2 protein-coding genes and 1 pseudogene are annotated in these 25,849 nt (G+C 69.7%); all 3 read right to left on the bottom strand.

Features of this window, described 5'->3' with window-relative positions; all coding sequences use genetic code 11:
- Positions 1–223: 223 nt before the first annotated feature.
- Positions 224–3,100, bottom strand: a pseudogene (locus ACLARN_RS09365) (type I polyketide synthase); the annotation flags it as partial.
- Positions 3,101–3,150: 50 nt separating this feature from the next.
- Positions 3,151–12,756, bottom strand: a complete 9,606-nt coding sequence (locus ACLARN_RS09360; protein WP_409490915.1) for an SDR family NAD(P)-dependent oxidoreductase — start codon at positions 12,754–12,756, stop codon at positions 3,151–3,153.
- A gap of 14 nt (positions 12,757–12,770) precedes the next feature.
- Positions 12,771–25,655: an SDR family NAD(P)-dependent oxidoreductase gene (locus ACLARN_RS09355; protein WP_409490914.1), complete on the bottom strand. Its 12,885-nt coding sequence runs from the start codon at positions 25,653–25,655 to the stop codon at positions 12,771–12,773.
- Positions 25,656–25,849: the final 194 nt, after the last annotated feature.

The raw sequence follows: 25,849 nt of genomic DNA, 5'->3' as shown, positions 1-25,849 counted from the left end.
GCAGGTACACGCCTTGCCACCGGGACACCACGGCCCCCTCGGGCAGCACCACACGCAGCGCCTCGCCGAGGAGATCCGGGTGCATCGCGTATCCGCCGGGGCCGGTCTTCTCCGGCAAGCGGACTTCGGTCCACGGTCCGTCTTCCGCCGGACGGTGTCCCGGCGCGCGCAAGCTCAGCCTGCCGCACGCGTGGCCGGTCCACGGAGACTCGTCGTCGTCGGGGCGCGCGTGGACGGTGACGACGCGGGCACCCGTGTCGTCCGGGTCGCTCATCCGGACCTGGACCTGGAGGCCGCCCCGTTCCGGGAGGACGAGCGGTGTCAGCAGGGTCAGGTCGTCGACCTCGGTGCAGCCCAGTTCGTCACCCGCCCGGATGGCGAGTTCGAGCAGCACCGGCTCCGGGACCACGTGCCACCCGTGAACGCGCCGGGACAGGGTGCCGGTGAACAGGGTCTCGCCGGAACCCGCGACCGTGACCGCCTTGGCCAGCAAGGGATGCCCGATGGCACCGGCCGTGTCCTCGGCACCCGGTTCGATCCAGTAGTGCTCGCGCTGGAAGGGATACGTCGGCAGGTCGGTGATCCGGGCGCCGGTGCCGGAGAAGAACGCTTGCCAGTCCACGGTTTCCAGTCCGGCGACGGCGTGCACCAGCGTCTTCGCCTCGGGCCGTCCCTTGCGCACCAGGGCCAGTACGTTCACGTCGCCGAGGACGTCCTGGGTCATCGCGGACAGCACGGCGTCCGGGCCGAGTTCCACGAACGTCCGCACATCCTCCTCGGCGAGTGTTCGGACGGCGTCCATGAATCGCACGGGTTCCCGGACCTGCCGCACCCAGTACTCCGGCGTACCCCACTCGCCGGACACCACACGACCGGACACAGTGGACACCGCCGCGATACCCGGCGACCCGAACTCCAGGCTTTCGACTACCGCCCGGAACTCGTCCAGCATCGGCTCCATCAAGGGCGAGTGGAACGCGTGACTCACAGACAGTCGCTTCGTCTTCGCGAACCCTGCCGCGATCCCCAGAACCTTGTCCTCGACACCCGAAATCACCACCGAGTCAGGACCGTTCACCGCCGCGATCCCGACACCGTCAACCAGCTGAACATCCTCCTCACGAGCCTGGATCGCCACCATCGCCCCACCAGACGGCAACCGCTGCATCAACCGGCCACGTGCACGAACCAGCGTCAGTGCATCTTCGAGCGAGAAGACACCGGCCACGTGAGCGGCCACGATCTCACCAATCGAATGCCCAGCAACAAAATCAGGCCGAACACCCCACGACTCCAGCAGCCGGAACAACGCGACCTCTAACGCGAACAACGCAGGCTGCGCCCACCCGGTCTGATCAAGATCCACCCCGGACGCGATCACCTCCCGCAGAGGCAGATCACACACCTCATCGAAAGCACGTGCGAACACCGGAAAAGCCTCATACAACTCAAGACCCATACCGGCCCGCTGAGAACCCTGACCAGTGAACAGGAATCCGACCCGGCCGCCCCGGACCCGCGTCACCGCGACCGAGTCCAGCTCGGCCAGCAACTCGGCGCGGTCCGTCCCGACGACGACCGCGCGATGCTCGAACGAAGTCCGCCCCGCCAGCGAGAACCCGACGTCCTGGATGTCCGGGCCGCCATTATCCATTGTGGACTTGAGGCGCTGCGCCAGCGTCTCGACGGCCGCCGCCGATTTGGCCGACAGTACCCACGGTACGACGGGCGACGCGGTACGTTCAGGATCGTCGGAGTCGGGCGCCTGCTCGATGATCGTGTGCGCGTTCGTCCCGCTGACCCCGAAGGACGACACGGCGGCCCGCCTCGGTCCGTCCGTCTCCGGCCACGGCCGCGCCTCGGTCAGCAGCGACACGGCACCCGCCTGCCAGTCGACGTGCGGGCTGGGCTCGTCGACGTGCAGGGTCTTGGGCATCGCGCCGTACCGGATGGCCTGGACCATCTTGATCACGCCGCCGACACCGGCCGCCGCGACGGTATGCCCGATGTTCGACTTCAGCGAACCCAGCCACAACGGCCGTTTCCGACCTTGCCCATAGGTGGCGATCAGGGCCTGTGCTTCGATCGGGTCACCAAGTCGGGTGCCGGTGCCGTGCGCCTCGACGATGTCCACATCGGACGCTTCGAGTTTCGCGTCGGCCAGCGCCTGCCGGATCACGTGTTCCTGTGCTGTGCCGTTGGGGGCGGTCAGACCGTTCGACGCGCCGTCCTGGTTGATCGCCGAACCACGCACCACGGCCAGCACCCGATGCCCGTTGCGGCGCGCGTCCGAAAGCTTCTCCACGAGGAGGAGACCGACGCCCTCGGACCAGCCGGTCCCGTCCGCGGCCGCCGCGAAGGATTTGCACCGGCCGTCCGGCGAAAGCCCCCGCTGCCGGGAGAAGTCGACGAAACCGCCGGGTGCACCGGCGACACTGGCCCCGCCGGCGATCGCGATCGTGGATTCGCCACGCCGCAGGGACTGCATCGCCAGATGCAGTGCCACCAGCGACGACGAGCACGCCGTGTCCAGCGAGACCGCGGGCCCTTCGAACCCGTAGAAGTACGAGAGCCTGCCGGAGGCGACACTGCCCAGACGGCCCGTGGTGAGGTAGCCCTCGAGTTCCCGAGGGCCGTCCAGCGGCACGTAGGTCTGCCCCGCCACGCCGACGAACACCCCGGTCCTGCTGCCGCGTAACGCGGACGGATCGATCCCCGCCCGCTCGAACAGCTCCCACGAGATCTCCAGCAGGACCCGGTGCTGCGGGTCCATCGACTGCGCCTCACGCGGGGAGATCCCGAAGAATCCCGCGTCGAACTTCGTGGCGTCGTCGAGGAAACCGCCGTGCCGGGTGGAGGTCTTCCCCGGTTTCCCCGGCTCCGGGTCGTAGAGCGCGTCCACGTCCCAGCCCCGGTCTTCGGGGAACTCCGAGATCGCGTCCCGTTCCTCGGTCACCAGGCTCCACAGGTCTTCCGGGGACGCGACGCCGCCGGGATAGCGGCACGCCATGCCCACGATCGCGATCGGCTCTTCCCGGCCCGCCTCCAGCTCCTCGAGCCGGAGCCGGGTCTTCTGCAGGTCGGCCGTGACCCACTTCAGGTATTCGGCCAGCTTCTGCTCAGTGGACATGCAAACCCCTCGAAGATGGCTCAGCCGACCGTGCGGCCGAGCTCGTTGTCGATGTACGCGAGGATCTCGTCGGTGGACGCCGCCTCGATCCGGCTGGTCACGTCCTCGGCCGGGGCGGACCCGGCGCGCGGTTCACTCCAGCGGGACAGGATCGTCCGCAGGCGGGTGGTGATCGAGTCCCGCCGCGCGTCGTCGTCCGGGACACCGACGAGGATCTCTTGCAGGCGGTCGAGTTCGTCGAGGACGCTCGCGGGGCCGTCGTCCCGATCGGTGACCAGCCGGGTACGCAGCAGACCGGCCAGCGCGTCCGGCGTCGGGTGGCCGAACACCACCGTCGCGGGCAACTGCTCGCCGGTCCTCGCCTTGAGCCGGTTGCGGAGTTCGACGGCGGTCAGCGAGTCGAAGCCGAGGTCGAGGAACGGCTGATCGTCGCGGACGGTATGCCCTTCCGGGAGTCCGAGCACGGCCATGACCTCGGTGCGGACGACGTCCAACAGCGTTTCGTGCTGCTCCTCCGCGCTCAACCCACTCAGCCGGGAAGTCAGCGTCTCCGACCGCACCACCCGCTTGGCCGGTGGCTTGACCAGGCCGCGCAGCATCGGTGGCACGTGCCCGCTCGCCCGCACCGCCGCCAGATCCAGTGAGGCCGCAATGACCGACGGCAGACCGGTGTCGAGCGCCGCGTCGAGCAAGGCCAGGCCATCGCCGGGGGTAAGAGTCAGGACTCCGTGCAGGGCGTGGCGTTTCCGGTCGGACTCGGTACCGGCGGGTGTCTCCCACGGCCCCCAGCCGATCGAGATCGTGTTCCCGCGCCGGGCCATGGCGTCGAACAGCGCGTTGCCGGGGCGGCCGGGATCCGACGAGAACAGCACCAGCGGCGCGGTTTCCGGGATCAGGTCACGAAGATGCCGGACGTCCGTGACGCCCGCCGCGTGCACGACCGCGGAAACCGGGTGCTCGCCGAGTACGGCCGCGAGTGCCGCGGGATCCGACACGTCACAGCTGACGAAGGTCACGTCCGCCGCGCCGAGCCGTTCCCGGAGTTCGGGTGTGCCCTCGCCGCGGCGACCGGCCAGCACCAGGCGCGAGACCCCGTGCCCGGTGACGAGATGCTCCGCCACCAGGCCGCCGATCGCGCCGGTTCCGCCCAGGATCAGGACGGCGCCGTCGCCCCAGTCGAAGTCCCGTCCATCGCCGGTCGCCCGGACCAGACGCGGCACCAGGACCTCGCCGTCCCGTAGAGCCGCCTGTGATTCCCCTGCTCCGGCGATGGCCGAGCCCAGTCCGGCGGGCAACACCCCGAGGACGTCCACCAGCACGAGCCTGCCGGGGAACTCAGCCTGGGCCGAGTGGAGTTCCGCCAGTACCGCGGCGGCTTCGAGGTCCGGCAGTTCCTCGCCGACCGGGATCGCGCCGCTCGTCGTGACCACGAGCGTGGTGTCGCCCGCCTCCGTCATGAACTTGCGGACCTGATCGAGGGTACCGGGGCCATCCGAGGCCGCCAGGATTTCTATGTCCACAGTGGACTCCGGGTCGAGCTCGATCGACTGCCAGTCCACGACGAACAGTGACCGCCCGGGGCCGCGTCCGCCGTGGACCGGCACGTCCCGGTGGATCACCTCGTCGATCGAGAGCACCGGCCGCCCGGACTCGTCCGTGAGCAATAGTGGGTCGGCCTCGGCGACCCGGACGGTCCGCGCCCTGGCCGCGTACAGCCGCACGCCTCGCCACTCCGCCGGGTCGCGGACGACGGCGTCGAGCAACGCGGGATGGATACCGAAGACGGAGACGTCCTGGTCGGTTTCGAACGTCTCGCCAAGCGCGCCGACAGGTTCGGGCGCGGGAACCACGTCCGCGGCGAGCAGACCGGTCGCGTGCAGGACCCATTCGTCGTCGGTGCGGGCGTGGATCGTGAACCGCCTGCTCGCCGTGTCCACGCGGAGCTGGAGGTCCGCCGCCCGGTCCGGTACGGGCAGGCCGGCCACGGAGGTGAGTACGTCGACTCCGGCGAAGCCCGATTCGTCCGCGGCGCGGAGGGCCAGCTCGGCGAACAGCGCGCTAGGGACGACCTCGTATTCCTCCAGCCAGGCCTGGCCGCGCCGGGAAACCGTGCCGCTGAACAGCACTTCCGTACTGCCCGCGACGGAGACGGCCGGGCCGAGCAGCGGATCCCCGGTGCCGTCGGCCAGCCAGTACCGTTCGCGCTGGAACGCGTAGGTCGGCAGGTCGAGCAGGCCGCCGGTGCCGCCGAAGAACTCCTCCCAGTCCGGAGTGACGCCAGCGGTGTACAGGTCGCCGAGCGCGGTGATCAGCGCCGTGGTCTCCGGCTGGTCGCGGCGCAGGAGTGCCACGGCGTCGCCGTCCTCGATCAGCGCGGTGAGCACCGCGTCCGGGCCGATCTCCACGTAAGTCCGCGCACCGGCTGCGGCGAGGGATCCGGCAGCGTCCGCGAAGCGCACCGGCAGGCGGACCTGGTCGACCCAGTAGTCCGGGGTACTCCACTCGGAGGTGACCGAGCGGCCGGTCACCGTCGACACCGCCGGGATCCGCGGCTCGCCGAGATCCAGTTCCCGGACCACGGCCCGGAACTCGTCCAGCATCGGCTCCATCAACGGCGAGTGGAACGCGTGGCTGACCGACAATCGTTTTGTCTTCGCGAACTTCCCAGCGATCTCAAGGACCTTGTCCTCGACACCGGAAATCACCACCGACGTCGGGCCATTCACCGCCGCGATCCCGACCCCGTCGACCAGCTGCACGTCCTCCTCACGGGCCTGGATCGCCACCATCGCACCGCCAGAAGGCAACTGCTGCATCAACCGGCCACGCGCACGAACCAACGTCAGCGCATCATCCAGTGAGAACACACCCGCCACATGAGCCGCCGCGATCTCACCGATCGAATGCCCGGCAACGAAATCAGGCCGGACACCCCACGACTCGACGAGCCGATACAACGCAACCTCTAACGCGAACAACGCAGGCTGCGCCCATCCGGTCTGCTCAAGATCCACCCCGGACGCGATCACCTCCCGCAGGGAGTCGCCACACACCTCGTCAAAAGCACGCGCGAACACCGGGAAAGCCTCGTACAACTCAAGACCCATCCCCGCCCGCTGAGAACCCTGACCAGTGAACAAGAACGCGGTCTTGCCCCCGGTCACTCGGCGAGCCGTGACCGAGCGCAGTCCGGCGAGGACGTCGTCGTGGGTGGCGCCGGTGACGGCTGCCCGGTACTCGAAGGCCGCCCGTCCCACCGCGAGCGAACGGCCGACCTCGATCAGGTCCGGCTTCCGCTCCACGAACGACGCCAGCCGTTCGGCTTGCCCCACCAGGGCTTCCGGCGACTTCGCGGACAGCACCAAAGGAACAGCAGGGAGTTCCGCACGCTCACCGGCGTCGGCGGGCTCGCCCTGCTCGATGATCACGTGGGCGTTCGTGCCGCTGATCCCGAACGACGACACCCCGGCACGCCGTGGCGCGCCCGTCTCGGGCCACGAATGCGCCTCGGTCAGCAACGACACCGCGCCCGCATCCCATTCCACGTGCGGACTCGGCGCGTCCACATGCAAGGTCTTCGGCAGGACACCGTGCCGCATGGCCTGCACCATCTTGATCACGCCACCGACACCGGCGGCGGCCTGCGCGTGACCGATGTTCGACTTGAGCGACCCCAACCACAACTGCCGCTCACGCCCCTGACCGTAAGCGGCCATCAATGCCTGGGCCTCGATCGGATCGCCCAACGTCGTCCCGGTACCGTGCGCCTCCACAGCGTCCACATCGGACGCTTCAAGTCGTGCGTCGGCCAGCGCCTGGCGGATCACCCGCTCCTGCGACGGACCGTTCGGCGCCGTGAGCCCATTCGACGCACCATCCTGATTTACCGCGGAACCCCGCACCACGGCCAAAATCTGATGCCCGTTGCGCTTCGCGTCCGACAGCCGCTCCAACACCAGAAGACCGACGCCCTCGGCCCACGCCGTCCCGTCGGCACCGGCGGCGAACGGCTTACAGCGGCCGTCCGGCGCCAAACCTCGCTGCCGGGAGAACTCCACGAACGCGGTCGGGGTCGACATGACGGTCACCCCGCCCGCCAACGCCATATCGCATTCGCCTTGCCGCAAGGCATTCGCGGCCAGATGCAGGGCGACCAGCGACGACGAACACGCCGTATCCACCGTCACCGCCGGCCCTTCCAGACCGAAGGTGTACGCCAGCCGCCCCGACAGCACACTTCCCGCGTTACCGCTGGCCAGCATGCCTTCCAGATCTTCCGGGACGTTCCGGACCCGTGAGGCGTAGTCGTAGTACATCATCCCGGCGAAGACGCCCGCCTTGCTGCCGCGCAGCGCGTGCGGGTCGATTCCCGCGCTCTCCAGCGATTCCCACGCGGTCTCCAGCAGCAGGCGTTGCTGCGGATCCATCGCGTTGGCCTCGCGCGGGGAGATCCCGAAGAACCCGGCGTCGAACTCGTCGGCGTCGTGTAGGAATCCGCCCTCACGGACGTAGCTCTTGCCGCGCTGATCGGGATCCGGCGCGAACAGGTCCTCTGGCCAGCCACGCCGGTCCGGGAAGGCCGAAATCGCGTCCCGTTCTTCGGCCACCAGCCGCCACAGGTCCTCGGGAGAACTCACTCCCCCGGGATACCGGCACGCCATGCCGACGATCGCGATCGGCTCGCCCGTCGTCACGGCCGCGGCTGCCCGTACCGGCTCGGTCCGGGTTCCCGACAGCTCGCTCGCCACGTGCCGTGCGAGGGCGACCGGAGTCGGATAGTCGAAGACCAGGGTCGCCGGCAGGCGCAAACCGGTGATCGTGGCGAGCTGATTACGCAGCTCGACCGCGGTCAGGGAGTCGAACCCGATCTCCTGCAGCGGCCTGCCGGTGTCGATCGACGTGGGATCGGCGTGCCCGAGCACGGCCGCGATCTGGGCACGGACGACGTCGACCAGCACGGCCTCCCGTTCGTCGTCCGCCAGCGGAGCCAGCCGCCGGGCCAGTGACCCGGTTGGCCGGGCGGACCGGCGCGCGGGTACGAGGCCGCTCAGCATCTTCGGCAGGTCATCACCCCGGGCTCGCAGGGACGCCGTGTCGAACCTCGTCACGGTCAAGGCCGCGTCGCCGACATGCTGTGCCGCGTCGAACAAGGCCAGTGCGTGCTCGGCCGCCAAGGGCAGCAAACCGTTGCGGGCCATTCGTTTCAGGTCGATGTCGCCGAGCCCGGCGGTGATCTCGCTGGTCTGTTCCCACAGGCCCCACGCGAGGGAGGTCGCGGGCAGCCCGTTGGCCAGCCGATGCTGGGCGAGGGCGTCGAGGAAGGTGTTGCCTGCCGCGTAGTTGGCCTGGCCGGGACCACCGAGCACCCCCGAGACCGACGAGAACAGCACGAACGCGGCCAGGTCACCGGCGAGTTCGTGCAGGTTCCAGGCCGCGTCGACCTTCGGCCGCAGCACCCGGTCCACCTGCTCGGCCGTCAGCGAGCCGATGACGCCGTCGTCCACCACGCCCGCGGTGTGCACGACCGCGGTGACCGGGTAGCGCTCCAGCAGTTCCCGCAGCGACTCGCGATCGGCGATGTCGCACGCCACGACCTCGGCGCCAAGTTCGTCACGTAACTCCGTCGCGCCAGGCGCGTCCAGGCCGCGACGGCTCACCAGCAGCAGATCGCGTACGCCGTGCGCGGAGGCGAGGTGCCGCGCGACGACGGCGCCCAGTTCACCCGTTCCCCCGGTGATCAGGACCCGGCCCCGGGTCCAGTCGACGGCAGGGGTCTCCCGGACGGCACGTTTGGCCAGCCGCGGCACGAGGATCTCACCGGCACGGACGGCGGCTTGTGGCTCCTCGGCGGCCACGACCGCGGCCAGCGCCGCCTCCTCGACGTCGCCGTCCGCGTCCACCAGGACGAACCGGCCCGGATTCTCCGACTGCGCGGACCGCACCAGCCCCCAGACACCCGCGTGTGCCGGGTCCACGTCCTCGCCGCGGACGGCGAGCGCGTTCCTGGTGACGATGACGAGCGGCGCGGGATCGGTGCGCTCACGCAACAGGCCGAGCACGTGGTGCGTGGCTTCCCGCATCGCGTCGGGTACGAAGGTTCCGGTCGCCGGAACGTGGATGATTTCGAAGTCGCCGTGCCCGCCGGAGCCGGGCGTCAGTGCGGTCCAGTCGATTCCGTACAGGCCATCGGTTTCCGGTAACGCGCCTGCCGACGGTGCCCGCAGCACCAGGGATTCCACGGTGGCGATGGGCAGGCCAGCCTCGTCGGCCAGCACCACCGACAGGGTGTCCTGGCCGGACCGGGTGAGCTTGACCCGGCAGGTCGAAGCACCGGCCGAATGGACTTCGACACCGGACCACGAGAACGGCAGCACCATGCGCTCGCCGTCGCCTGCCAGCGCCCCGTGCAGGGCGGCGTCGAGCAACGCCGGATGCACCAGGAACGAGTCCGTGGAGACCGCTTCGGGCAGGGCGACCTCGGCGAAGACGTCGGTGCCCGCCCGCCAGACCCGGCGCAGCCCTTGGAATGCCGGGCCGTAGCCGTAACCGCGGTCCGCCAGGTCGTCGTAGAAATCCGCGACGTCCAGTTCGGTCGCGTCCGGCGGTGGCCAGGCTGTCAGGCCGGAGCCGTCGCCCGCCGCCTCGGCGAGCAGGCCACCGGCATGCCGGACCCACTCGTCCTCTCGCCGCGAGTAGAGCGCGAACGCGCCATCCGCGCCGACGACGACCTGGACCTGGACCGACTCGCGCTCCGGCAGCGGAAGCGGTGCCGAGATGGTGAGCTCGTCTATCCGGGAGTACCCCGCGAACTCGGCCGCGCTCAGAGCCAGCTCGACGAAGGCCGCACCCGGTACCAGAACGGTGCCGCGGACCGCGTGGTCCGCCAGCCACGGCTGGGATTCCAGGGAAAGCCGTCCGGTGAGGACGGTCGTCTCGCCGTCGGCGACCTCCACGGCCGCGCCGAGCAAGGGGTGACCGGCCGCGTTGAGCCCCAGCCCCACCGCGTCCCGCGTCCCGGCGGACGGCGCGAGCCAGTACCTGTCGCGCTGGAAGGGATACGTCGGCAGGTCGACCACGCGGGCGTCGCCGCCCTCGAAGAACGCGGGCCAGTCGACGACGGGCAACCCGGCCACCGCCCGCACGAGCGTCTTGGCCTCCGGCCGGTCTCGTCGCTGCAACGGCACCGCGTCGACGTCGTCGGCCAAGTCGCCGACCATCGCCGACAGCACGGCGTCCGGCCCCAGCTCCACGAACGTCCGAACACCTTCGGCCGACAGCGTCCGCACGGCGTCCATGAACCGCACGGGTTCCCGGACCTGCCGAACCCAATACTCAGCCGTACCCCACTCGCCGGACACCACACGACCGGACACAGTGGACACCGCCGCGATACCCGGCGACCCGAACTCCAGGCCCTCGACCACCTGACGGAACTCATCCAGCATCGGCTCCATCAACGGCGAATGAAACGCATGACTCACCGACAACCGCTTCGTCTTCGCGAACCCCGCCGCGATCCCCAGAACCTTGTCCTCGACACCCGAAATCACCACCGAGTCAGGACCATTCACCGCCGCGATTCCCACACCGTCGACCAGCTGAACATCCTCTTCACGGGCCTGGATCGCCACCATCGCCCCACCCGACGGCAACTCCTGCATCAAACGACCACGCGCACGAACCAGCGTCAACGCATCCTCCAGCGAGAACACACCGGACACATGAGCCGCCGCGACCTCACCGATCGAATGCCCGGCAACGAAATCAGGCCGGACACCCCACGACTCCACGAGCCGATACAACGCCACCTCTAACGCGAACAACGCAGGCTGCGCCCAACCAGTCAGATCAAGATCCACACCAGAAGCGATCACCTCACGCAGCGGCCGATCACACACCTCATCAAAAGCACGAGCGAACACCGGAAAAGCCTCATACAACTCAAGACCCATACCGGCCCGCTGAGAACCCTGGCCGGTGAACAGGAACCCGAGCCGCCCGCCGCGAACCTGCTTCACCGCAACCGAATCCAGCTCGGCCAGCAGCTCCTCGCGATCCGTCCCGGCCACGACGGCGCGATGCTCGAAAGCCGTCCGGCCGACGGCCAGCGAGTACGCCACATCGACCGGATCGAGCCGCTCGTCGGCAAGAGCCACGGCCAACCGCCGAGCCTGATCCGCCACGGCGTCCGCCGATTTCGCGGACAGCACCAGGGGAACGACACCCGTGCCGGGCCTGGCGCCGGTCTCGACCGGGTCGCCCTCCTCGATGATCACGTGCGCGTTCGTGCCGCCGAAACCGAAGGACGACACCCCGGCCCGGCGTTCGGATCCCGGCCACGGTTGTGCCTCGGTCAGCAGCGACACCGCACCCGAGGTCCAGTCCACTTCGGGGCTGGGCTGGTCGATGTGCAGGGACTTGGGCAGGACGCCGTGCCGCATGGCCTGCACCATCTTGATCACACCACCGACACCGGCCGCGGCCTGCGCGTGACCGATGTTCGACTTCAGCGACCCCAACCACAACGGCCGCTCACGATCCTGGCCATAGGTCGCCATCAGGGCCTGGGCCTCGATCGGGTCGCCCAGCCTGGTGCCAGTGCCGTGCGCCTCGACGACGTCCACATCGGACGCCGAAAGCCCCGCGTTGCCCAGTGCCTGCCGGATCACCCGCTCCTGCGACGGACCGTTCGGCGCGGTAAGCCCGTTCGACGCGCCATCCTGATTCACCGCCGAACCCCGAACCACAGCCAAAACCCGATGCCCGTTGCGCTTCGCGTCCGACAATCGCTCCAACACCAGAAGACCGACACCCTCAGCCCACGCCGTCCCGTCGGCACCCGCGGCGAAAGACTTGCAGCGACCGTCCGGCGCGAGGCCACGCAACCGGGAGAACTCGACGAATCCGGTCGGCGTGGACATCACCGTGGCGCCACCGGCCAGCGCCAGGTCGCATTCACCCTGCCGCAGGGCGTTCGCGGCCAGGTGCAGGGCGACCAGCGACGACGAACACGCCGTGTCCACCGTGACCGCCGGGCCCTGGAGACCAAAGGTGTACGAAAGCCGGCCGGACGCGATGCTGCCCGCGCTCCCACTCAGCAAGTAGCCCTCGAACTCGTCCGGCGGGAGATCCGGGCGCGAGCCGTAGTCGTTGTACATCACGCCCGTGAACACCCCGGTCCGGCTGCCCCGCACCGAATCGGGGACCACACCGGCCCGTTCGAAGGCCTCCCAGGCGACTTCCAGCAGCAGCCGCTGCTGCGGATCGGCGGCCAGCGCCTCACGCGGAGACATCCCGAAGAAACCGGGGTCGAACCCGTCCGCCGAGTCGAGGAACCCGCCGTGCCGGGTGTAGGACTTGCCGATCTGATCCGGATCCGGGTCGTAGAGCCGTTCGACGTCCCACTGCCGGTCGGCGGGGAACGGCGAGATGGCGTCCCGTTCCTCGGCGACGAGCCGCCAGAGATCCTCGGGTGTGGCCACCCCGCCGGGGTAGCGGCAGGCCATGCCCACGATCGCGATCGGCTCTCGTGCCTTGTCCTGGACCTCGCGCAGCCGTTTGCGGACGTCTTGCGCGTCGGCGATGGCGCGTTTGAGGTAGTCGCGGAGTTTCTGTTCGTCGGACACGTACGGTCAGCTCCTCAGTCCAGCCTGTCGACGAGCGCGAACAGGTCCTCGTCGCTCGCGGAGTCCAAGTCGTCTCCGGCGTCGTCTTTGCCCGCCGTCCTGCTGAGATCCACCAGGTCCTCCAACCGGGTGGTGATGTCGTCCGGCAAGGTGCCGTCGGTCGCCATCGACCGGATCGCCGTCTTCAGCCGGTCGAGTTCCACCAGGAGCGGGACCGGCGTTTCTTCGGTGGTGAGCAGTCCGCTCAGATGCGCGGCGAGTGCGGCCGGGGACGGGTGGTCGAACAGGACGGTCGTCGTCAGCCGCAGTCCGGTCAGCGCCGCCAGCCGGTTGCGGACCTCGACCGCGGTCAGCGAGTCGGAACCCAGCTCCTGGAACGTCTGGTGCGGCTCGATGGCGTCCCGATCGGGATGGCCCAAGGCGGCCGCGACCTGCTTGCGCACCAGGTCCACCAGCGCTTCCTCACGCTCGGCGGCGGGCAAGGCGGCGAGCGTCGCCCCCAACTGCTGCCCGTTCTCGGTGTTCTTGACCTTGCGCGTCGCGGGCAGCAACCCGCGCAGCGCGTGGGGGACGTCGTCGCGGTCGCGCAGTGCGGCCACGTCGATCGATGCCACGGTGGTCACCGCGGCCTCCGAAGACACGGCGGCGTCGAACGCCGTCATCGCCTTGACCACCGGCAAGGGCCGCAGTCCGGACCTGGCGAGCCGTTTGACGTCCACTTCGGACAGTTCACCGGTCATCCCGCCCGCGCTTTCCCACAGGCCCCAGGCGAGCGAGGTGGCGGGCAATCCTTCGGCGCGGCGGTGCTGGGCCAGCGCGTCGAGGAAGGTGTTGGCGGCGGCGTAGTTGCCCTGTCCGGCGGTGCCCAGCACCCCGGCGATCGACGAGTACAGCACGAACGCGTCCAGTTCCATCCCGGCCGTGTAGGTGTGCAGATTCCACGCGGCGTCGACCTTCGGCCGCAGCACGGTGTCGACGGCTTCGGTGGTGAGATCGGGGATCAGGCCGTCTTCGAGGACACCCGCCGTGTGGACGACCGCGGTCACCGGATACTCGTCCAGCAGCGCGGCCAAGGCGGCCGGATCGGCCACGTCGCAGGCCACGATCTCCGCCCCCAGCTCGTCCCGCAGCTCGGTGGCGCCGGGCGCGGCCATCCCGCGACGGCTCACCAGCAGCAGCTCGCGGACCCCGTGTTCCTCCACCAGGTGCCGGGCGACGACGGCACCCAGCTCGCCGGTGCCTCCCGTGACGAGCACGCGGCCCCGGCTCCAGTCCGGTGTCGCGTCGGCCGATCCGGACCTCCTGACCAGCCGCGGCACGAACACCTCGTCGTCGCGGACGGCCGCTTGGGTCTCGCCCGCCGAAAGAAGTCCGTCGATCACCCCGGCAGGCACCTCGCCGTCGATGTCCAGCAAGAGGAAGCGGCCGGGGTTCTCGGTCTGCGCGGACCGCACCAGCCCCCACACGCCGGCGTGGGTCACGTCCACGTCCTCCGTGCCGACCGCGACCGCTCCCCTGGTCACCACGGCCAGAGGTGCCGACCGGTCGCCCTCCAAATGCCCCTGCAACGCGGTGAGCACGTGCTTGACGACCTCGCCCGGCATCCCGTCCGGCGCGAAGAAGAGGTCAGCCTCGGACTGGGCACCGGGCGGTACTTCGACGGTCTCCCAGCGTGTCTCGAACAGAACGTCGGAGGCGTCCCGCAGGACCGGCCGCAGGATCAGTGACTCCACCGACGCCACCGGGGAACCCAGGTCGTCGGTGAGCAGGACCGACGCCGAGTCCGGGCCGGTGAGGGTCAGGCGCACACGGAGTGTCGTGGCGCCGGAGGCGATCACCTGCACGCCGGACCACGAGAACGGCAGCTTCACCTGACCGTCGGTGGCCAGCGCCCCGGGCAGCAGCAACGGGTGCAACGCGGCGTCGAGCAGGACGGGGTGGACACCGAAGCCTGCCGCCATCGCCTCGTCGGGCAGCCGCAGTTCGGCGTAGATCTCGCCGTCACCCCGCCAGACCCGGCGCACGCCCTGGAAGGCCGGGCCGTATCCGTAGCCGCGGTCCGCGAGGTCGTCGTAGAACGTGCTCGCGTCCACTTCGGACACTCCGGGAGGTGGCCACGCGTGCAGCCCCCCGGCCGTGACGGTTTCGTCGGTGAGCCTTCCTTCGACGTGCTTGTCCCAGTCGTGGTCCTCGACACGGCGCGAGTAGACGGCGAACGACCGGTCCGGGGCCACGACCACCTGCAACTGGACCCCGCCCTCGGGCTGCACCACCAGAGGAGCGACCACCGTCAGCTCCTCGATCCGCCCGCATCCGGTCAGTTCGCCCGCCCTGGCGGCGATGTCCACGAACGCCGAACCCGGCAGCAGCACCGAACCCGACATCGCGTGGTCGTCCATCCACGGCTGGGTCTGCGTGTCCAGCCTGCCGGTGAACAGCACCTCACCGGAGCCCGCGACCGTGATCGCCGCGCCGAGCAGCGGATGCCCGGCCGCGCTCAGCCCGACCGAAGCCATGTCGCCCGTGCCGCGCACCGGCTGCAACCAGAACTTGTTGCGCTGGAAGGCATAGGTCGGCAAGTCCACCTGACGGGCGCCGGTACCGGCGAAGAACGCCTGCCAGTCCACGTGCACGCCGTGGACGTGGAGTGCCGCCAGCGCGGTGACCACGGTCCGCGCTTCCGGCCGGTCTCGGCGCAGCACCGCGGTCACCGCGTGGTCGTCCGGGGCCGGACCGGTGTCGAGCACGTCCCTGGCCATGGCCGAGAGAACGCCGTCCGGGCCGAGTTCCACGAAGGTCCGTACACCCAGTTCGGACAGCGTGCGCACCGATTCGGCGAACCGCACGGGTTCGCGCACCTGCCGCACCCAGTACTCCGGGTCGCCGAGGACGTCCGCGTGCGCGGGCCGCCCGGTGACCGTCGACACGAGCGGGATCCGCGGCGGATGGAAGTCGAGCGCCCGGACGACCGCGTCGAACTGGTCGAGCATCCCGTCCATCCACGGCGAGTGGAACGCGTGGCTCACCGACAACCGCTTCGTCTTAGTGAATCTCGCGGCGATCTCCAGCACCTTGTCTTCGACACCGGAGATGACGACGGAATCCGGGCCGTTCACCGCCGCGATCCCGACCCCGTCGACCAGCAGGGGCTGGATCTCCGCCTCGCCCGCCTGGATCGCGACCATCGCGCCACCCCTCGGCAACTGCTGCATCAACCGGCCACGCGCACGAACCAACGTCAGCGCATCATCCAGTGAGAACACACCCGCCACATGAGCCGCCGCGATCTCACCGATCGAATGCCCAGCCACGAAATCAGGCCGGACACCCCACGATTCCAGCAGCCGGAACAACGCGACCTCGACCGCGAACAACGCTGGCTGAGCCCACCCGGTCTGATCAAGATCCACGCCGGCCTCGATCACCTCCCGCAGGGAGTCGTCACACACCTCGTCAAAAGCACGCGCGAACACCGGGAAAGCCTCATACAACTCGAGGCCCATGCCGACTCGCTGAGATCCCTGGCCGGTGAACAAGAATCCGACCCGGCCGCCCCGGACCTGCGTCATCGTGACCGGGTCCAGTGCCGCGAGCAGGTCTTCGCGGTTCGTGCCGACAACGGCCGCGCGATACTCGAACGCCACCTTGCCCGTGGCGAGTGAGTACGCCACGTCCGCCAGGTCGACGTCGTCTTCACTGGTCAGGAAGCCGGTCAGGTTCCGGGCTTGCTCCGCCAGGGCTTCCGGCGACTTCGCGGACAGCACCAGCGGAACAGCGGGCAGTTCCGCACGCTCGACGGCGTCGGCGGGCTCGCCCTGTTCGATGATCACGTGAGCGTTCGTGCCGCTGATCCCGAACGACGACACCCCGGCACGACGCTCGGGGCCCGGCCAAGGCTGCGCCTCGGTCAGCAACGACACCGCGCCCGCGTCCCACTCCACATGCGGACTCGGCGCGTCCGCGTGCAAAGTCTTGGGCAGGACACCGTGCCGCATCGCTTCCACCATCTTGATCACACCACCGACACCCGCTGCGGCCTGCGCATGACCGATGTTCGACTTCAGCGACCCCAACCACAACGGCCGCTCACGGCCCTGGCCATAGGTCGCCATCAGGGCCTGCGCCTCGATCGGGTCGCCCAGCGTCGTCCCAGTACCGTGCGCCTCGACAACGTCCACATCGGACGCTTCGAGCTTCGCGTTCGCCAAAGCCTGCCGGATCACCCGCTCCTGCGACGGACCGTTCGGCGCCGTGAGTCCATTCGAAGCGCCGTCCTGATTCACCGCCGAACCCCGCACCACGGCCAAAACCCGATGACCGTTGCGCCGCGCGTCCGAAAGGCGTTCGACCAGCAGCAGCCCGACACCCTCGGCCCACCCCGCGCCGTCCGCCGCGGCCGAGAACGATTTGCATCGCCCGTCCGAGGACAGCGCACGCTGCCGCGAGAACTCCACGAACGTCGCCGGGGTCGACATGACGGTCACGCCACCCGCCAACGCCATATCGCATTCACCCTGCCGCAAGGCATTCGCGGCCAAATGCAACGCCACCAGCGACGACGAACACGCCGTATCCACCGTCACCGCCGGCCCTTCCAAGCCGAACGTGTAGGCGACGCGCCCCGATGCGACACTTCCCGCACTGCCGTTGAACAAATAGCCTTCGAACTCCTCCGGTGGCAGGTGTGGCCGTGAGCCGTAGTCGTTGTACATCACCCCGGTGAACACCCCGGTCCGGCTGCCCCGCAGGGAATTCGGGTCCAGTCCGGCCCGTTCGATGGCCTCCCACGCGGTTTCGAGCAACAGCCGCTGCTGCGGGTCGGCGGCCAGTGCCTCACGCGGGGACATCCCGAAGAAACCGGGATCGAAGTCGCCCGCCCCCGTCAGGAATCCGCCCGAGCGGGTGTAGGACTTGCCGACCTGGTCCGGATCCGGATCGTAGAGCCCGGCCAGGTCCCAGCCTCGGTCCTCCGGGAACCCGGACACCACGTCACTGCCGTCCGCGACGATCCGCCAGAGGTCTTCGGGCGAGCGGACGCCGCCGGGGTAACGGCAGGCCATCGCCACGATCGCGATGGGGTCGTCGGCCGACACGGTCGCGACGACGTCCTGTCGTTGCGTCCCACCGGTCAGCCGGTCCGAGAGGTACGCGGCCAAGGCGACCGGTGACGGGTGGTCGAACACCAGCGTGGTCGGCAGCCGCAGTCCAGTCACCGACGCCACCCGGTTGCGCAGTTCGACGGCGGTCAGGGAATCGAGCCCCAGCTCCTGGAACGCCCGCCGCGCGTCGATCCCCTCCGCGTCGGCATGGCCCAGCACGTCCGCGACCTGCTCCCGGAGCAGCCCGACCAGAGCCTCTTCGCGCTCTTCCGGGGCCAGCCCAGCCAGCTCGGCCAGCGGAGAGGCCGCGGCCGCCTTCGCCCGCCGCTGCGGGCGTTTGACCAAACCGCTGAGCATGGCGGGCACGTCGTCGGCCCTGGCGCGGAGTGTCACCGTGTCCACAGTGGTCACCGCGAAGACCGGGTCGCCCGCGGACACCGCCAGGTCGAACGCCTCCATGGCGGCGTCGGTGGTCAGCGGGAGCAGACCGGTACGCGCCATGCGCCGGACATCGACGTCGGCCATCCGGCCGGTCATCCCGCTGGTCTGTTCCCACAGGCCCCACGCGAGCGAGGTCGCGGGCAGGCCCTGTGCGTGGCGGTGGTGCGCGAGCGCGTCCAGGTACGTGTTCGCCGCGGCGTAGTTGCCCTGACCGGCCGCGCCGAGAATGCCCGTCACCGACGAATACAGCACGAACGCCTTCAGGTTGTCGGTGAGTTCGTGCAGGTTCCAGGCGGCGTCGACCTTCGGCCGCAGCACCCGGTCCACCTGCTCGGAGGTCAGCGATTCGATCACGCCGTCGTCCAGCACACCGGCGGTGTGGATCACGGCGCTCACCGGGTGTTCGGCCAGCAGCGCCGCCAGCGCGTCCCGATCGGCCACGTCACACGCGACGATCTCGGCACCGAGTTCCTCGCGCAGTTCCGCGGCCCCGGGGGCGTCCGGACCTTGACGGCTGACGAGCAACAGGTCCCGTACGCCGTGCTGTCGCACCAAATGCCGGGCGAGCAACGCGCCCAGCGCGCCGGTACCGCCCGTGACGAGCACCTGTCCGCTGCCCCAGTCCACAGTGGACGTCGCTTCGGGGAAACGACGGGCGAGGCGGGGCACGAAGGCCTGCCCGTCCCGGAGTGCGACCTGCGGCTCCCCACTGGCCAGCGCGCCGGCCAGTGTCTCGTCGGCCACGTCCCCGGGCGCGTCGATCAGGAGGAACCGGCCGGGGTTCTCGGTCTGGGCGGTGCGCACCAGGCCCCATACCGCCGCCTGGCCGAGATCCGCGACGTCCTCGTCGCCGACGGCGATCGCTCCCCGCGTCACCACGGCCAGTCGATCGGTGCCGGACAAGGACTCCCGCAGTACTTCGAGCATCCGTTTCGTCACGTCGGCGGCCGGTCCGGTCGGGGCCTCGGTGACGACCACGTCGGCCGGGGCCGTGCCGCGAATCGCCACGCCGTGCCAGTCGATCCCGTACAGCGTGCCGCTGATGTTCTCGCGCAACGCTTCCCGGGCCACGGGACGCATGACCAGCGAGTCCGCGACCGCGACCAGCGCACCGGTTTCGTCGGCCACGACGACCTTCGCGGTGTCGTCACCGGTGAGGGTGAACCGGACCCGCAACGTGGAAGCGCCCGAAGCCAGAATCCGGATCCCGGACCAAGAGAACGGCAGGACCAGCCGATCGTCGTCGTCGACGACACCGGGGAGCAACGCGTGCAGCGCGGCGTCGAGCAGCGCGGGATGCAGTACGAACGCCTCGGTGTCCTCGTCCGTCGACACCTCCGCGAAGATCTCGCCCTCGGCGCGCCACACCTTGCGCAGGCCAAGGAACACCGGCCCGTACACATAACCTTGGTCCAGCAACCGGTCGTAGACGCCGTCGATCCCGACCTCGGTCGCGGCGGGCGGCCACTGGGTGAGTTCGTCCGTGACGCCGACGACCTCCGCGGACAGCGCGCCGGTGGCATGCCTGGTCCAGTCCTCGGCGTCTTCCTGGCGTGAGTACACGTCCAGCGACCGGCGCCCCGACGGGTCGCCCTCGCCGACCACGACCTGGATCAGCACGGCTCCGTGTTCGGGGAGGATGAGCGGCGCCGTGACGGTCAGTTCGTCGATGCGTTCGCAGCCCGCCGCCGCACCCGCCTGCGCCGCCAGCTCGACGAAACCCGTGCCGGGGAAGAGGACCGAGCCCAGCACCGCGTGGTCGGCCAGCCACGGCTGGGCATCGCGCGCCAGCCTGCCGGTGAGGACGAGCTGTCCGGCGTCGCCAACGTCGACGGCGGCACCCAGCAAGGGATGCCCAGTCGCGCGTACGCCCAGCCCACTGACGTCACCGGTGCCGTTGCCGGGTGTGAGCCAGAACGTCTCCCGCTGGAACGGATACGTCGGCAGGTCCGCCCACCGGCCCCTCGGCAGCGACCAGTCGACGTCCCGGCCGACGACGTACACCTCGGCGATCGACGCGAGCATCCGGTCGAGACCGCCGTGATCGCGGCGCAGCGAACCCGTCACCACAGCACCGGTGCCGTCGAGGAGGTCTTGCACCCCCATGGTCAGCAGCGGATGCGCGCTGCACTCCACGAAATACCCGAAGCCCAGCTCGGCGAGACGGCTGATCGCGGGCGCGAACCGCACCGTGTGACGCAGGTTGCGGTACCAGTAGCCCGCGTCCATCTCCGTGGTGTCGAGCCATTCGCCGGTCACGGTCGAGAAGAACGGTACCCGGGACGGCTCGGGCCGGATCCCACCGAGCACCCGCAGGATCTCGCCCTCGATCCGCTCGACGTGCGCGGAATGCGACGCGTAGTCCACCGGGATCCGCCGCGACCGCACACCGTCGGCGACACATTCGGCGAACAGTTCGTCCAGCGCCTCGATGTCACCGGACACGACAGTCGCGGACGGCCCGTTCACGGCCGCGATCGAGATCCTGCCGTCCCACCGGGTGATCCGTCGCTCGACGTCGTCCGCGGGCAGCGCGAGGGAGGTCATCCCGCCGAGTCCGGCGATCGCGGTGATGGCCTGTGAACGCAGGGCGACCACCTTGGCGGCGTCCTGGAGGCTCAAGGCGCCCGCCACGCAGGCGGCCGCGATCTCTCCTTGCGAATGCCCGACCACCGCGCCCGGCTCGACGCCGTAGGACCGCCACACCTCGGCCAGCGAGACCATGACGGCGAACAGGACCGGCTGGACCACGTCGACCCGCTCCAGCGAAGGCGCGCCGTCCTCGCCGAGCAGCACGTCGGTCAACGACCAGTCGACGTACTCGGCCAGCGCCGTTTCGCATTCCCGGATCCGGGTGGCGAACACCGGGGACGAGGCGAGCAGCCGCGTCGCCATCCCGGCCCATTGCGATCCCTGGCCGGGGAACAGGAACACGACGTCACCGCGGTCACCGGGCGCCAACCCGGTCACCACGCCCTCACGCGCCTCACCACCGGCCACCGCGCTCAACCCTTCGAGCAGGTCAGCCCGGTCATCGCCGACGATGACCGCCCGATGCTCGAGCGCCGACCGGCCCCGCGCCAAAGACCACGCGATGTCCGCCGTCGGTGTCTCTCCGGCGAGCAGGGTGCGCAGCTGTTCCGCCTGTGCCCGCAGCGCAGGCGCGCTGTGCGCCGACAGGATCAGCGGAACCGCCTCGGGCACACCGGCTTCAGCGGGTTCCTCGGCGACCGGCGCCTGCTCGATGATCACGTGGGCGTTCGTCCCGCTGATGCCGAAGGAGGACACCCCCGCGCGGCGAGGATGTTCCTCGTCGGGCCACGGCCGGTGGTCGGTGAGCAGCGAGACCGCTCCCGCCGTCCAATCGACGTGAGACGTCGGCTCGTCGACGTGCAGGCTCTTGGGCAGCACGCCGTGCCGCATCGCCTCCACCATCTTGATCACGCCGCCGACTCCCGCGGCCGCCTGCGCGTGCCCGATGTTCGATTTGAAGGAGCCCAGCCAGAGCGGCCGTTCCCGCCGCTTGCCGTAGGTCGCGATCAGGGCGTTCGCCTCGATCGGGTCACCGAGCGTCGTTCCGGTGCCGTGCGCCTCCACGGCGTCCACTTCGGACGGTGCGAGACCGGCGTCGGCCAGTGCACGGCGGATCACGCGTTCCTGCGACGGGCCGTTCGGCGCGGAGAGGCCGTTGCTGGCGCCGTCCTGGTTGATGGCCGAACCGCGGACCACCGCGAGCACCTGATGGCCGTTGCGCCGCGCGTCGGACAACCGTTCCAGCACGAGCAGTCCGACGCCTTCGGCCCAGGCGGTGCCGTCCGCGGCGGCGGCGAACGGCTTGGCTCGGCCGTCCGGCGCCAGCCCGCGCTGGCGCGAGAACTCCACGAACATGCCAGGGGTCGGCATCGCCGTCACGCCACCGGCCAGTGCCAGTGACGATTCGCCGGTGCGGAGCGACCGCACGGCCAGGTGCAGGGCGACGAGCGACGAGGAGCAAGCGGTGTCGACGGTGATCGCCGGGCCGGTGAAGCCGAACTGGTATGCGATCCGGCCGGACATCACGCTGCTGGTCACGCCGGTGAGGATGTGCCCGCCGACGCTCTCGGGGGCATCGTGCATCCGGTGGCCGTAGTCCTGCGCCGTGGCACCGACGAAGACACCGGTGTCACTGCCCCGCAGGCCGTCAGCGGTGATCCCGGCACGCTCCAAGGCCTCCCAGGCGGACTCCAGCAGCAGACGTTGCTGGGGGTCCATGGCCTGCGCTTCACGCGGCGAGATACGGAAGAAGCCGGCGTCGAAATCCCCGACGTCCCGCAGGAAACCACCCAGCCGGACGGTGCCGGGGTCGAGCTTGCTCCCGCCCCAGCCGCGGTCGTCCGGGAAGTCCGTGATGGCGTCGCCCGCGTCGGCGACCAGCCGCCACAGATCCTCGGGCGAGGCGATACCGCCGGGATACCGGCACGCCATCCCCACGATCGCGATCGGCTCTTCCGGTGCGGCCGGGGTGAACGTCTCCGTCTCGGCTTCGATCTCGGTGTCGATCTCGGTGTCGCCGAGGTTCTGCTGGAGGTACGCGATGAGCGCGGCTGGCGTCGGGTAGTCGAAGAGCAGGCCCGAGGGCAGGGCGAGCCCGGTCGCCGTGGCGAGCCCGTTGCGCAGTTCGACGGCCAGCAGGGAGTCGAAGCCGAGGTCACGGAAGGGTTTGTGCTGTTCCAGAGCGGTGCCGGGCGGATGGTCCAGGATCGCGGCGACGTGGTTGCGGACCGTGTCCACCACCGAGTGGTCACGTTCGACCTTCGCCGTGGTCCTGGTCTTGTCACCGACCCAGTACCGCTGTCGCTGGAAGGCGTAGGTGGGCAGGTCGACCACGTTCGCCGGGGTGTCCGCGTAGGCGATCTTCCAGTCGACGTCGAACCCGCGCGCGAACACGAAGGCCAGCAGGGCCAGGACCGTCTGGCGCTCCGGCAGGTCGGCGCGCAGGACGGGCACGGCACCGTCGACCATCGACGACAGCACGGAGTCCGGTCCGATTTCGACGAAGGTCGTGGCACCCGCGGCGGACAGGCTCTGTGCGGCGTCCAGGAATCGCACGGGTTCCCGGACCTGCCGCACCCAGTACTCCGGCGAGCTCCACTCGCCGGACACCACCTGGCCGGTCACCGAAGACACCGCGGAAATGGCCGGGGACCTGAACTCCAGACCCTCGACCACCGCCCGGAACTCATCGAGCATCGGCTCCATCAACGGTGAGTGGAACGCATGACTCACCGACAACCGCTTCGTCTTCGCGAACCCCGCCGCGATCTCCAGAACCTTGTCCTCGACACCGGAGATCACCACCGAATCCGGACTGTTCACCGCCGCGATCCCGACGCCGTCGACCAGGAGCGGCAGCACATCTTCTTCCCTGGCCTGGATCGCCACCATCGCACCGCCGGAAGGCAACTGCTGCATCAACCGGCCACGGGCACGAACCAAGGTCAGCGCGTCCTCGAGTGACAGGACACCGGCCACGTGAGCCGCCGCGATCTCACCGATCGAATGCCCGGCAACAAAATCAGGCCGGACACCCCACGATTCCAGCAGCCGGAACAACGCGACCTCGACCGCGAACAACGCTGGCTGAGCCCACCCGGTCTGATCAAGATCCACGCCGGCCTCGATCACCTCCCGCAGGGAGTCGTCACACAACTCATCAAAAGCACGCGCGAACACCGGGAAAGCCTCGTACAACTCAAGACCCATACCGGCCCGCTGAGAACCCTGACCAGTGAACAAGAACGCCAGCCCGCCGGGAGTGACCACATTGGACACTGCGGTGCGCGAAGGCAGACCGTTCGCCAGAGACTCCAGGCCCGCCAGCAGACCGTCCCGATCGTCGCCGAGAACGACCGCTCGGTGCTCGAACCGGGCCCTGGCCGTGAGCAGGGACCAGCCGACGTCGGCGAGGTCGACGTCCGTGCCGAGGAGTTCGCGCAGCCGCGCGGCCTGCGCGCGCAACGCGGGTTCCGTGCGCCCGGTGAGGACCAGCGGCTTCGCCTCGGCGGCGTCGCTCGGTCGCGAGGCGGGCACCGCGGGCGGTTCCGACAGCACGATGTGGCAGTTCGTACCGCCGATCCCGAACGAACTCACCCCGGCGACCAGTGCCCGGTCCTGATGTGGCCAGGCGGTGGACTCGGTCTGCACGGACAGATTCAGTTCGTCCAGCGGAATCGACGGGTTCGGTGTCTCGAAGTTCAAGCTGGGCGGCAATTCCCGGTGGCGCAGGCTCAGGATCACCTTGAGCAGCCCGGTAATACCCGCCGCGCCTTCGAGGTGACCGACGTTGGTCTTGACCGAGCCGACCCGCAGCCGGTCCTCGCCCGTCCGGACGGATCCGAGTACGGAGCCGAGCGCGGCGGCCTCGATCGGATCGCCCACCGGCGTCCCCGTGCCGTGCAATTCGACGTACTGCACGGCACCGGGGTCGACGGCCGCCCGCTCGTAAGCGGCACGCAGGACCTCCTCCTGCGTCTCCTGCCCGGGAACGGTCAGCCCGGTCGTGGCGCCGTCGTTGTTCACCGCCGTACCCCGGATCACCGCGTGCACGCGGTCGCCGTCCTCGACGGCCCGCCGCAGCGGTTTGAGCACGACGACCCCGGCGCCCTCGCCACGCACGAAACCGTTGGCGCGGGCGTCGAAGGTGAAGCACCGGCCGTCCGGGGACAACCCGCCGAACCGTTCCGCGGTGACCGCGCTTTCCGCGACGAGGTTGAGGTTCACCCCGGCGACGATCGCGGTCGCGGACTCGCCGGCGCGAAGGCTCTCACACGCCAGGTGCACGGCCACGAGCGAGGACGACTGTGCCGTGTCCACGGTGAGGCTGGGGCCGCGAAGATCGAGCGCGTACGACAGGCGGTTGGCGATCACGCCCCGGTTCACGCCGGTGATCGTGTGCTGGGTGATGGCCTGGTGGCCATGCTGGTGCAGCAAAGCCGTGTAGTCGTCACGCAAGGTGCCGACGTACACCGAGGTCTTGCTGCCCGCGAGCGTGTCCGGGACGATCCGGGCGTCTTCGAGCGCCTCCCACGCCAGCTCCAGCACGAGCCGCTGCTGCGGGTCCATGGTGACCGTCTCGCGCGGCGAGATACCGAAGAACCCTGCGTCGAAATCCCCTACGGCGTCGAGGAATCCACCGAACCGGGCGCTCGGCGTCGCCGTGGCGGGCCAGCGACCGGACGGCACCTCACCGATCGCGCTCGTACCCGTGCGCAGCAACCGCCAGAACTCGGCGGGAGACGCCGCCCCCGGCAAGCGGCAGGAAACACCGATGACGGCAATGTACTCGCCGGACTCGTCAAGTTCGTCAACGACACTGGTCATCGCGCACGATTGCCTTTCCTCGAATTCCCGGGGTCACATTCGCGCCACACCGGCGGCCGACATCGGACGTTACCGAGCACGCGGTAATCCGCGGTTCTCGCTCGGCCGATTACTTGACGATGAACGGTCGATGCCGCCGGTTCGGCTAGTTTCGCCGAAGACGCGGAAATCCAAAAATCACAGAAAGCGGGTCT

It is taken from the genome of Amycolatopsis sp. cmx-11-12 (genome assembly GCF_046269425.1).
Lineage (GTDB): Bacteria > Actinomycetota > Actinomycetes > Mycobacteriales > Pseudonocardiaceae > Amycolatopsis.
The sequence above is the reverse complement of the archived record's forward strand: the minus strand, read 5'-3'. Positions and strand labels throughout refer to the sequence as shown.